The sequence below is a fragment of the Peribacillus glennii genome (assembly GCF_003429105.1).
GTDB classification, from domain to species: Bacteria; Bacillota; Bacilli; order Bacillales; family DSM-1321; genus Peribacillus; species Peribacillus glennii.
Window position 1 is genome coordinate 28642 of sequence record NZ_QVTD01000018.1, and the last position, 12577, is coordinate 41218.

Below are 12577 nucleotides of genomic sequence, written 5' to 3' on the forward strand. Positions count from 1 at the left end.
TGTTTCGGGCCTTTGGTCTACATTATTAAGCTAGCACTAACTCCTCAGGCTGCAGGAAGGACGTTTGATTCACAATCTCTTCTACTTCAGAGCCTTCAAGCGTTTCTTGCTTCAGCAGGGCTTCCACCAGTGCCTCATATTGCTCCCGGTGTGTATCTATCAAAGTTTCTGTTTGTACAATGGCTTCCTGGAATAATTCTTGCATCCGCAATTCTTTATCTGCTTTATTGAAGGATAACGTGAATCCATCCTGAAGCATGCCAGTGTCCACCATCTGTTCCAAAAGATGCTTGGCCTGCTGTACATCGCCTCCCACACCAACGCTGTGTTCTCCGAGGTACATCCGTTCCGCAACTCCGCCGGCTAGAATCATTTTGACCTGATCCAGCAGCTCGCTGGTTGTAGAAAGGTGCAGCTCTTTCTGAATCGGGGCGACATAGCCAAGCGCTTCACCTCGTGGAATGATCGTAGCCTTTCTCACAGAACCGGGTTTGGTCAGGCTGGCGATCAATGCATGGCCGCTTTCGTGAATCGCTACACGCCGCTTCGTTTCCTGATCGTTAAGCATACGCGATGAAGTACCGAGGATGGTCCGGTCAATCGCATAGTCCATATCTTCTTTATTGATCATATCCTGTCCGCCCCTGAGTGCCCGCCTGCTCGCGGTTTCAAAAAGCGAGCTGATTTCGGCACCCGAAAATCCGGATGTGCTCTCTGCCAGGCCATCTAATGAAGCGAGGACATCAGGCGCCATCTGTTTTCCTTTTGCGTGAATGGAGATGATTTCCCTTCTTCCTTTTGTATCTGGAAGCGGAACCTGGAAAGAAAAATCGATCCGTCCTGGACGAAGGAAAGCTTCATCAAGCATATCTTTTCTATTAGTAGCGGCAATGAACAAAATACCGTCATTATCATGTCCGCCGTCGAGCTGGACAAGCAATTCGGTGAGTGTCTTTTCTCCCTCTTCTCCGCCGTGTTGCTTCCGCTTTCCGGCAAGGGCGTCCACCTCATCGATGAAAATGACAGCGGGTTTCTGTTTTCTGGCAGCCTGGAACAAACTCCGGATCCTGGCAGCGCCGACACCGATGAACATTTCGTTAAAAGCGGAACCGCTTGTCGAGAAGAAATTTGCATTCAACTCTTTTGTAATCGCCTGGGCAAGCAGGGTTTTCCCCGTACCGGGCGGTCCGTATAACAAAACCCCTTTAGGAGGTTTGATGCCAAGTTTCTCCGAGCGCTCCGGCTCCTTTAAAATGGAAAGGGTCTGCAGGATTTCTTCTTTCATTTCCTCCTGGAGACCCCCAACATCATTCAAAGTAATCGAGGGGAGGGGCCTTGCTGTAGAAATGCTATGCTTCATTTTGGCTGCCCCGATGCCTCCCTTGGTTTTCTTATGGAGGAAAAGGCCGGCAGCGACAGCCATCGCGACTAAACTGCCCATAATCCAAGGGCTGTATCTGCTGTTCGCCGAGTAGGAGTATTGGACATTATATTTCTCGATTAGCTTGTCTATCATTTGGCTGTTAGGCGGGACATTTGACACATACTTTCCGTCTTCAGTCGTTAAATATATGGCACCGTTCCGCTTTTCTTCTAGTGTAACAGGCTTTCCGTTTTGAGCCTGGATTGTTTTTTCAATGGAGGAAAAAGGAATCGCGGTTTCTTTCGCATTCCCAAATATATACCAGGCAATCCCTGTAATGGCCACAACACACGCCAGAATAACCGGCAGTAACTTCGAAACAAGTGTAGAGTTGGATTTCAGTTGACTCAGCTCCTTACAAGAATATAGATATAGTATAAAAAATTCAGACTAGTCTTGTACAGGTAATTTCGCCTGTTTAAACTAGTAATTTTTGTAAATGGCAAGCTAGCAAGAGGGCAGTTTTTCCTGTTTTCGATAAACACAAGGAAAAAAGTTATATTGATATAGTTGAAATCTCCCAGTTGTTAAATTGGAATCCGAATCCCCATCAAGGTTATAATATAAGCATAAGGGAAGGAAAGGTTAAGTTGCCTGGTTTGGCAAAAAGTATAGCGTAAAGGCAGTGAATGGTTTTCTTATGAGTAAATTTACGAGCGATTATGTGATTACGATGAAAGATATAGTAAGAGAAGGGGATCCAATTTTACGGCAGATTGTAGATGAAATCAGTCTACCTCCATCAGAAGAAGACAGGGAAGAGCTTGCTAGCATGATGCAATTTTTAAAAAACAGCCAGGATCCCGCCGCCTCCAAAAAGTATGGCCTCCGGGCAGGCGTAGGGTTGTCCGCGAATCAGATTGGACTTAATAAACGGATGTTCGTTGTTTATTTTACAGATGAAAAAGGGAATCTTCATGAATATGCATTGATTAACCCGAAAATTATCAGCACTTCAACGGCAATGGTGTACTTGCCCCAAAGTGAAGGATGCCTTTCTGTTGACCGCGAAATAAGCGGGTATGTTCCCCGATACGAAAGGATAAAATTGAAGGCTTTTGACCCAAAAGGCAACGAATTGAATCTGCGTTTTAAAGGGTTTCCGGCTGTCGTGATACAGCACGAGATGGATCACTTGAACGGAATCATGTTCTATGACCGGATAAATAGGGAAAATCCATTCAAGCTCCCTGAAAATGTAGACATAAGAAGTATTTAAAACGTTGGCAAAGCATGTGAGCTTTGCCAACGTTTTTTCACACCGGGAACAGGGGGTCAGTCCCCTGCGCTTTAACGTGATGGGGGACTGACCCCGTTACTGCTTTTTGTTGTTTCCACACGCCCATTTCCCATGAGTAGAACGAAAACTGCCGCAAGGACGATAGGTACCAACGCAATTAGGAAAGTCGCGGTAATTGAATCCGATATTGCATCTACGATTTTATCCAAAATAAAATCAGGAATCTTCGCCCGCTCTTCGGGATGGAACAGCTGTTGAGGGTCTTCCATGTTAATCATCGAAGATTCTTGGCCGCCAGGACCCGACATTCCCTTAAACGCTTCCGTTAATTTTTCTGTAAACATATTGTTTTGGATCGTACCAAAGATGGTGATCCCGAGCGTCATCCCAAACGACCGGAGGAATGAGTTTGTGGAGTTGGCTGTGCCCCGGTACTGTGGTTCCAGATTATGGAGCGAAGCTGTCGGCAATAGGGAAAACGAGAATCCCATTCCAAATCCGACGATCACCATATAAACAGTCAATAATGTGCGGCTTGTATCAGGAGTCAGTGTACCCAGGAGATACATGCCTAAAAAATAAGAAACCACGGAAACAATCATCAAGTTACGGAAGCTCGTTTTCGTTTGAAACGTGCCTCCTGCACCGCTTCCTGCGACCGACCCGAGCATCATCGGCGTCAGGATGAAACCGGCATTGGTAGCGGAACCTCCATATACTGCCTGGACAAAGATTGGAATATAGACAGTTAAGATGATAAAGGTGGCCCCATATAGAAAAGCAAGGATTTGGGAACTGGCAAATAACCGTTTTTTAAACAGCCAGAATGGAATAATTGGATCCTTCGCGTTTCGTTCGACAAAAAAGAAAGCAATGAAAAAAAGGCCGAAGCTTGTGAACAGGCCGATGATTTGAAAGGAATCCCAAGCAAATTGCTTACCGCCCAATTCAAGGGCGAACATAAGGCTTACTACCGCAATAACAAGGGTAACAGCACCCCACCAGTCGATCTTTTGTTCGTTATGCTGCGGTGATTCTTGGTAATAACGAAGAATCAAAAATAATGCAACTGCCCCAAGGGGTACATTCACATAAAATATCCAATGCCAGCTTATGTACTCCGTAATATAGGCTCCCAAAAGCGGGCCCATTACGCTCGATACCCCGAAAACAGCGCCTAACAGGCCTGTCATCTTCCCGCGTTTTTCAGGCGGGAAAATATCAAAGATAATCGTAAAAGCGATCGGCATCAACGCTCCGCCGCCAATGCCCTGGATTGCGCGGTAGATGCTTAATTGCACCATGCTTTGCGCTATGCCGCATAAAGCGGAGCCGATTAAAAAAACAACCAGGCCAAATACAAAGAACCGTTTTCGTCCATACATATCGGAGAGCTTCCCGAAAATCGGCATGCCTGCCATAGTAGTAACCATGTAAGCGGATGTTACCCAGACAAACTTATCGAAGCCGCCCAGATCGGAAACGATCGTTCCCATGGCCGTTGCGACAATCGTATTATCCATGGCTGCCATCAAGATGGATAGCAGAAGGCCGGCTACGATAAACTTTATATTTTTCTCTTGCAGGACCATTAATTTCCCCCCTTTTTCATTTAACAAATCCTTTGCATCTTATTGTTTCGATTATATTATGAATAACTATAGCTTATCCCCGGTAAATGCAACAAGGCATAGAATGGGAATATTTTTTTTGTGAAATTCATTGATAATGAATTTCATTATCTGTTAAAATATATTCTGAAAATATTACTGCATATCACGAGGAGAAAACTATATATGAATAATATGAATAAATGGAAAGCGCCTTTAGCAATCTTATTATCAACCAATCTGCTATTTGGCTGTGCCCAGTCGGAGGAAAATGCTTCGGCTGAAAAGGAATCGAAAGGACAGCCGGCCCAAGCCGAACCAGCAGATGATAAATTGGATGGCGTGACAGCAGAATACCGGAAATATGCTTTAGCTGAGATTGAAGCTTTCGTCACATCAACAGAGGAATTCACAAACGCTGTGAAATCGGGCGATATCGAGAAAGCAAAAGCAACTTATGCGCCTGCCCGTATGCACTATGAGCGTGCCGAACCGATTGCCGAAGTGTTCGGGGACCTCGATCCTAAAATCGATGCACGCGAAGGTGATGTTCCAGAAAAGGAGTGGACTGGCTACCACCGCATCGAACAAGGGCTCTGGGTCGAGAACACTACAAAAGGCTATGAAAAATATGCAGAGCAATTGATGAAGGATGTACATCTGCTGCGTGCCAAGGTCGAGACGGTTGAGGTCACTCCTGAACTGTTAATCACAGGTGCCGTGGATTTATTAAATGAGGTATCGACATCAAAGGTAACAGGGGAAGAAGACCGGTATTCCCATACAGATTTATATGACTTTGCTGCTAACGTCCAGGGAGCTGAAAAAATCTATGAACTTTTAAAACCGGCATTGATGGAGAAGGATGAAGCGCTTAGTGAAGATATCCGAAAGCGTTTTGACGATGTTTACAGTCTATTAAACCAGCATAAAAAAGGCGATGCGTATAAGATTTACACAGAGTTAACCAAACCGGAAGTAAAACAGCTGAGCCAGTCGATTGATGCTTTGGCTGAACCGCTTTCTCAAATAGGGATTGTAACGGGGGCATCCTAATTGGAAAATAAAACTCAAAGCAACATGGAAGAATCTACACTGTTGTCTAAGAAGGTCTCAAGAAGAAATATACTTAAAACGGCCGGGGCCGGCAGTGTCGGGATGTTAATTGGTGCTACAGGAATCGGAGGCCTGCTGTCTTTATCCGATACAAAGATAACAAAAGGCGAAACCATGAAGGATAAAATTCCTTTCTATGGCAAGCATCAGGCCGGAATCGCGACGGAAGCACAACACCATATCTATTTTGCCTCCCTTAATCTAACGGTTGATAACCGGAAAGAGCTAATTCAGTTATTCAGGGACTGGACGGAAGCATCTGCCGCCATGACTGAAGGGAAAGCAGTCGGCGACCATGCAGGCAATCCATTCCTGCCCCCCAAGGATACTGGGGAGGCGGCCGGTCTTGCTGCCTCGAACTTGACAATCACATTTGGTGTCGGGCCGGGATTGTTTGAAAAAGACGGGAATGACCGATTCGGTCTACGGAATAAAAAGCCGAAGGAATTGAAGGAACTTCCAAAATTCCCGCTCGATTCATTGGAAGAGAAATGGAGCGGCGGGGACATTTGCATACAAGCATGTGCCGATGATCTTCAAGTAGCTTTTCATGCAGTCAGAAACCTGGTGAGAATTGCCCGCGGAAAAGCCGTGATGCACTGGACCCAATCCGGATTCCAACGCACAAAACAGGCTGACACCAAAAAAGAAACGCCAAGGAATTTATTCGGCTTTAAAGACGGCACGGTCAATCCAAACACTAATAATGGAAAAGAAATGGACCAACAGGTTTGGGTTCAGTCTGGAGACGGCCCCGGGTGGCTTGCCGGCGGGACCTATATGGTGGTCAGGCGGATCCAGATGTTTATCGAAGTCTGGGACCGTACAGCCTTGCGGGAACAGGAGAATACATTCGGAAGGCACCGGGACAGCGGAGCGCCGATCGGGCAAAAAAACGAGTTTGATTCCCCGGATTATAATAAGAAGGATGCAAACGGCCAGCTTGCCATTCCGATTGATTCCCATATGCGTCTGGCGAATGGCGATGGGTCACAGCAAATTCTGCGTCGTGCCTATTCATATGCGGATGGAATGGATCCTGAAACAGGGAGTTTTGATGCCGGGTTGTTATTTATCTGTTTCCAGCGTAATCCGGAAAAGCAATTTATCCCGATGCAGCACAGGTTGGCTAAGATGGACAAGTTGAATGAATATACCGTCCATAAGGGCAGCGCCATTTTTGCTTGCCTGCCTGGAACGAAAAAAGGCGGTTATATCGGAGAGACACTTTTTTGATGAACGTGTCCTCTTTTTTCTTAGGGAGAGGTTAATGATATGCTCGCAATAAAAAGAAATTATTTTGGAGTCTGGATGCTGGCTTTATTACTTGTGTTTTCATTTTATTTTCCCCATGCACAAGCGGCTGAGAACCATGATGAACTGTTCGTTTATATCGGCGACAGCTTAATGAAAGCAAAAAAAGGGGACCTGGAAGCTGTTTCGAAGAATATGCAGTCGTTTGAAACAGAATGGAATTCAGTGAAAGAATCGGACAGCAAACAAGCGGCATTTGTTGACGAAAGGGTTAAGGCTTTAAAGGAAGCATTACATGATGGCAAGGCAGAACCGAAGAAAGTGAATGCACTTCTTTCTGCCTTGTCCAGTTCCGTTGTCCAATACGATCAAGAACAAAACCCGGCTGACAAGAAAAAAGATAAAGCACGTGTCAAGGCCCTGGTCCCGTTGCTTGATGAGATGGAAATGACCATTTCAGATGAGGAGTTTTCAAAAGCAAAGAGCGAGTATGCCACTTTACTGAACTCTTGGACGGGAGTCGAAAAAATTGTTCGCGAGGAAAGTGTCGTTTCCTATGGGGAAATAGAAAAATACATGGCTTTCATCCGTATTGGGATTACGCAAGAACCGGCCGATAAGGAAAAAGCGTTAACGAATCTAACAAATTTAAAGAATTCGATAAATGATTTTCTTACTGGAAAAGTGAAAAAAGGCGAAAAATCAAGCTATACACTAACAGACGTAACACAGCTTTTAACAGAGAGTGCAGACGGCATAAAAGATAACGACTTAAACCTTGCGAAAAGTAGTTTGAATAAAATCCTAAATATCTGGCCGATGGTCGAAGGTGACGTACAGACACGTGATTCCATATTGTACAGTGATATGGAAACGAAAATTCCTGCCGCAATTTCCCTGCTGGAATCAAAAAAGACCGATACGGATAAAGCCGGGAATATTGTGAAGGATTTAAACAGGCGTCTTCTGCCACTGACGGAGAAAACAAGCTATTCCATCTGGGATGCCGCCCTTATCTTGCTGCGCGAAGGGTTGGAGGCCTTGTTGATTGTTGCCACGCTATTATCGTTCCTTAAGAAGGTCAACCATGGTGACAAGCAAAAATGGATTTGGTTTGGAGTCGGGGCAGGGCTTTTATTAAGTACGATATTGGCGGTCATTATCAATATAGTGTTTTCGAAAATCACTGCCGCGTCCAGCCGGGAATATATTGAAGGCATAACCGGAATTGCTGCGGTTCTCATGATGATTACAGTAGGAGCATGGCTTCACAATAAATCCGCTATCGGAAACTGGAACCAATATATTAACAGGCAAATGGGGCAGGCTATTGCCAAGGGAAGTTTGGTATCGTTTGCGTTTATCAGTTTTCTCTCGATATTCAGGGAAGGTGCAGAAACCATCATTTTCTATGCCGGAATGGCCCCGTACATGAGTATGAACCAGCTTCTCATTGGAGTAGCGGTCGCTTTTGTCATATTGGTGATTGTAGGATATGTGATTATCAAATACAGTGTGAAGCTTCCTATCTCGTTATTCTTCTTGATTGCAACATTATTGATTTATGCCTTATCTTTTAAAATACTTGGAATTAGCCTCCATTCGCTTCAGGTTTCACAAGTCATCGCCACCCATACGATACATTCTATCCCTTTCATCGAGTGGATTGGGCTGTATCCTACATGGGAAACAATTGTACCGCAAGTCGTTCTGTTGTTGATCATAATTGCAACAACATATTGGATAAAAATAAACAATCAATCCAGAATTAAAGGAGTTCCTCAATGAGGGCTCTTTTTTATAATTATTATAAATAAATATTGATTGTAATCTTAAAAGTTGTATAATATACCTATAAAGAAAATTACAAAGAAAATTAATATAAAGTTTGTTGTGATCTACAAATTGCCGCACTAAATATACAGTCGGGGGGAAACAAGATGCAAACAAAGGTATGTAACGCATGCGGAAAACCAATGAAGAAATTAAAGCATTCCATTCTTTGTGACTGTGGGCCCAGAATCTTAACGGACCGCCACGCTGTAAAAGAAAAGAAATGAATGGATCCAAATAAGCCAGACAATCTTTAAGCAATCGTTCAATAATAAATGTTTTAAGGTAACCGATTTCCCATAACCATTGGAAGATCGGTTTTTTATTTTTCAGAACACAGATTAAGAGCGCCGTTTTCTCGCCTGTGAGACCGCACATACTATGGGCCAAAATTTGCCTCTGTTTTCGCCTTTAAAAAAACTCGCCAACCGGCGAGTTTCTAGTTTCCTGGAATACAGCTTATAACCTTCTAAAAATAAAAACTGCCCAATAAAAATGGGCAGTCTTTAGATAGTTGTCTATTAATCCTTAAGCTTGTTGATACCATCCTGCATACGGCCTTTTAATTTATCCATTTTCCCCTCGGCTTGAAGCCCAGGGTCGCCTTTCGCATTTCCTGCCTGATCTTTTGCTTCACCTTTGACTTTGTTGACCGTGCTTTTTACCTTATCAGAAAAATCGCCCATCATGCTTCCTCCTTTTCAGGTTGTATATATAACATGTACCCGATATCCAGAAGGATAAACGCCATTTGGATAAGAGTTGAAGTTGTTGTTAAGATGCAAGGCTGTCCTTGTTCTTACTATTGATAAACGCGATGGCTGCTTCGATGATTATATCACGGTCATAATCCAGTGATGCGACATGGTATGAATTATTAAGGGGAACCATGCTTTTCACCTTTGAGGAGACCAGATGGAAGATCTCATAAGAACATTCGTGCGGGACAACATGATCTTCTGGGGAATGGAATAGCAAAATGGGTGATTTCACTTTTTGCAATGATCCTCTGGTGGACTCCATCAAGGAAAGCAGCTGATGAATGGCGTTAATAGGAACCTGAGTGTAAGTGATTTCTACAGCGTCCGGATCTTTAATATCAGGTTTGCCTTCAGGAATGAACCTTGGGGCAGTGAGATGCCTGTAGTGTTCATAATCCGGCACATTTAATGCCGCATTTATGGTCATAACCCCATCGCAATCAACTTTTCCGGCAAGGTCAAGCGCCAAAGCTCCGCCCATGGATTGTCCGATGACAAACACTTTGCTGCAAGTTTGTTTTAACAGGAGAAATCCGTCTTCCACATCTTTGATCCAATCGTGATAGTTGCACGATTCCATTTCTTCAAGAGTGGTGCCATGGCCTTTCAATCTTATGGAGTTTACAGTAAAACCATGTTCTGCAAATTTCCGGCCTAGATATTCCACGCTTTGCGGAGTACCGTTAAACCCATGGCAAATTAAAATACCGGTAGAATTTCCTTCAAGGTAATAGGATTCAGCTCCGGGAATGACAGTTGTGTTGTTCATTTTTAACGTTCTCCTTTCAACAAGTTCTGTCAAGTAAAGCAAATGAAATGACGCAAGAGCTGCCAACAATGTTTGTTTGCTATGAAGTCAGGGAGTCAATATTCCTTGTTAAATCTTTATCTAAATTAATCCTATAAATTTACTTGGTTTTATGCTATCATGGCGTATGTCCACATGTCAATCGATAAAAGACAGAAATCTCCTCTGTGAAAAAAGAAAAGTGTCAAAAGGGGGTCCGACCCCTTTTGACATATCTTGCGAAAGATCATTATCATAGCCGACGGGAAAAGCTAGAACACTGTCTCATAAAGATTCAGTGGGGTAAGGGCATGGCTTTTATCGATGAAAACAAACGCATCATAACGTTCTGATATTACAGAAGGGACATAATTGCCAAGATGCTCGTATTCAGGATTGTAAACAACGCCGATCGCACGATGTCCAATAATCGAGGAGAACAGATGGCGGTTTCCTTGATCGAAGAATAACATTTTGTCAAAATCACCTGTTCGATGCAGGACATCTTCCCAGCTTCCAAGCTTTGCTTGTGGAACTGTTTTTTCCTCAAGGTTGACTCCCCATTCATCAGCGGCGATAACAGTTCCGCTATGGGTACCGAATCCTACAATATATACATCCTCAGGCCTGTTTTGCTCCCGAAGGACCTGTCCGACATTTATCAATCCTTGATTGGCCATATCAGTTGCCCGTGCATCTCCCACATGTGTATTGTGTTCCCAAACAATGACCTTCGAATCAGAACCGTAAAAATCCATCACTTCATTTAACGCCTCTACCATATGCAAATCGCGGATGTTCCAGGACTTTTCGTCATTAAAAATCATTGTGCTATAGTATCGTTCAGCATTTGCCGTAACAAGTGCATTTACTTTGATATCAAGAATGCTTTCTTCTTCATATTGATATAGGTCCCTGCTTTCACTGATCCGTTGCAACAGTTTCGTAACTTCTTCCACGCAGCCCTCTGAATAAACCGCAGAGGATATTGCATATTTTTCATGGTTACGGTTGAACGGTTCAAAACAAGAAAAAGCTTTTCTTGCCAAAGACAGGTCGGGGGAGTTCGTCTTTTCAAGGTGGCGCACCACTTCCTCCATGGATTCCCACAAGCTGTACACGTCAATACCGTAAAATCCAACTTTTGGGGTGCCTGAATATGAGCGGTTATGGTCTTTTAACCATTCAGCGAATCCGGCAATTTCTTCATTAGCCCACATCCAGGTAGGCCAGCGGTTGAATGACTTCAGAACTTCTTTTGCCGTTTTTGTTTCTGTATCATAACCTTTAATATAGCCATTTAGTTTTTGGCTTGCCGGCCAATCCCCCTCAACAGCGATAATAGAGAAGCCTTTGTCCTGAATCAGCTTTTTTGATAATTCAGCGCGGACCTGGTAAAACTCTGACGTGCCATGCGAGGCTTCCCCTAAAAGGACTAATCTTGCATCGCCAATCTTATCGACCAGCACATCTAAATCGTCATTATCCCTTAATGGAACAGAATGCTCCCGCACACTGTCAGCGAGTTTTTTAAGCATGGAAATCATCCTTTCATTGCTTATATTCTGCCTGATAAGAGTTGTGTCCGGCATGGACCGCCAATAATGTGTCAGCATAGCCGACCAGGCGATTAACGAGTTCATCTGCTATGGAATAGACCAATTGGTATGCATCATCTTCATACAGGGCTGGATCATCAAAAATAATGGTTGTATTTATAAAGATTTCTTTATTGCCATACAGATTGTAGTGAATTAAGGCTTTCCCTGCGGCGGCGCCGGAGCGGGGGTCCTTGTATCCCGGAAGGAATATATACCATTCTTCGGCGGTTGCAGACCGAAAGTTTTTTGTAAAAGCCATGCCATCGATGACATGGTCAATTTCTTTGCGCTTTTCAGGATGAATGCTTTCGATGGATTTATACCCCATACATGCCTCCGTTATGCTGCTGTTTACTCGGCAGGGGCTGACTCAACGGCCACTTCATATGCATGTAAAATATTCTCCCTTTCAATCGGATCATCCAAACCGACCAAATATTGCTCGCCATCTTCTTCTTCCACCCTCATCAACAAAAGGTCATCACCGGAACTTAATAAGGCATAAGACTCATCTTCCACATCGAATAATGCATCTACTGCAAATTGTCTTTCCTCGCCGTCTTCTTCCTCAATAATAATGAAATCCCTGACTTGGGGAACAGTCATCTACTTTCACCTCTCTCTTTGTTTTACTTAACTTCCCCCCTGGATAAAAAAATGATTCGATAGTGTTGACATAATTAAAGAGAGCGTATATGATAAGTAAGTCGCTCAGATAAAGGCGGCGAATGAAACTACAAACAGCGATGGTTCCAGAGTTTAAAAACACTATTGACTTCTTTATTAAAAAGGAGTATGATTAGTAAGTCGCTAAGAAACACAGCGACATGAAATAATTCAGAAACTTCGCAGAAGTTGAAAACTATAATATTTCGTGTTATAGTAATAAAAGTGAGAGAAATGATAAAATTGCTCTTTGAAAACTGAACAAAACAAAGCGCCAACGTTTTTT

11 protein-coding genes are annotated in these 12577 nt (G+C 43.6%); 4 read left to right on the plus strand and 7 right to left on the minus strand.

The genetic code is table 11. The features are described from left to right. Positions 1-25: 25 nt before the first annotated feature. Positions 26-1765, minus strand: coding sequence for an AAA family ATPase (locus D0466_RS19720; RefSeq protein ID WP_117324231.1), 1740 nt, complete (start codon positions 1763-1765; stop codon positions 26-28). Between the two features lie 298 nt (positions 1766-2063). Here D0466_RS19720 and def point away from each other — a divergent pair, with 298 nt between their 5' ends. Further along, a complete protein-coding gene (gene def / locus D0466_RS19725; protein ID WP_117324232.1) occupies positions 2064-2642 on the plus strand; it encodes a peptide deformylase in 579 nt (192 codons plus the stop codon). Between the two features lie 71 nt (positions 2643-2713). Here def and D0466_RS19730 read toward each other — a convergent pair whose 3' ends face one another. Continuing rightward, complete coding sequence (locus D0466_RS19730) at positions 2714-4255, minus strand: MDR family MFS transporter (RefSeq protein WP_117324233.1); 1542 nt, start codon at positions 4253-4255, stop codon at positions 2714-2716. Positions 4256-4468: 213 nt separating this feature from the next. Here D0466_RS19730 and efeO point away from each other — a divergent pair, with 213 nt between their 5' ends. Genes efeO through D0466_RS19745 form a run of 3 tightly spaced genes read left to right on the plus strand, consistent with a single transcriptional unit; the run spans position 4469 to position 8431 of the window. Further along, positions 4469-5329 (plus strand): iron uptake system protein EfeO, encoded by an 861-nt coding sequence (efeO, locus tag D0466_RS19735; RefSeq protein WP_117324243.1) that lies wholly within the window; start codon positions 4469-4471, stop codon positions 5327-5329. Positions 5330-5353: 24 nt separating this feature from the next. Beyond that, a complete protein-coding gene (gene efeB, locus D0466_RS19740) occupies positions 5354-6625 on the plus strand; it encodes an iron uptake transporter deferrochelatase/peroxidase subunit (protein WP_117324244.1) in 1272 nt (423 codons plus the stop codon). A 39-nt stretch (positions 6626-6664) separates the two neighbouring features. Then, a complete protein-coding gene (locus D0466_RS19745; protein ID WP_117324234.1) occupies positions 6665-8431 on the plus strand; it encodes an FTR1 family iron permease in 1767 nt (588 codons plus the stop codon). A 566-nt stretch (positions 8432-8997) separates the two neighbouring features. Here D0466_RS19745 and D0466_RS19750 read toward each other — a convergent pair. The 5 genes from D0466_RS19750 to D0466_RS19770 form a co-directional block, all read right to left on the minus strand. Beyond that, positions 8998-9165 (minus strand): CsbD family protein, encoded by a 168-nt coding sequence (locus D0466_RS19750; RefSeq protein WP_407675655.1) that lies wholly within the window; start codon positions 9163-9165, stop codon positions 8998-9000. A gap of 85 nt (positions 9166-9250) precedes the next feature. Next, a complete protein-coding gene (locus D0466_RS19755; RefSeq protein ID WP_117324236.1) occupies positions 9251-10006 on the minus strand; it encodes an alpha/beta hydrolase in 756 nt (251 codons plus the stop codon). Between the two features lie 290 nt (positions 10007-10296). Then, positions 10297-11562 carry an erythromycin esterase family protein gene (locus D0466_RS19760; RefSeq protein WP_117324237.1) on the minus strand — a complete coding sequence of 422 codons (1266 nt, stop codon included), beginning with the start codon at positions 11560-11562 and terminating at the stop codon, positions 10297-10299. A 13-nt stretch (positions 11563-11575) separates the two neighbouring features. After that, a complete protein-coding gene (locus D0466_RS19765; RefSeq protein WP_117324238.1) occupies positions 11576-11953 on the minus strand; it encodes a hypothetical protein in 378 nt (125 codons plus the stop codon). A gap of 23 nt (positions 11954-11976) precedes the next feature. Next, a complete protein-coding gene (locus tag D0466_RS19770; RefSeq protein WP_117324239.1) occupies positions 11977-12231 on the minus strand; it encodes a DUF1292 domain-containing protein in 255 nt (84 codons plus the stop codon). Positions 12232-12577: the final 346 nt, after the last annotated feature.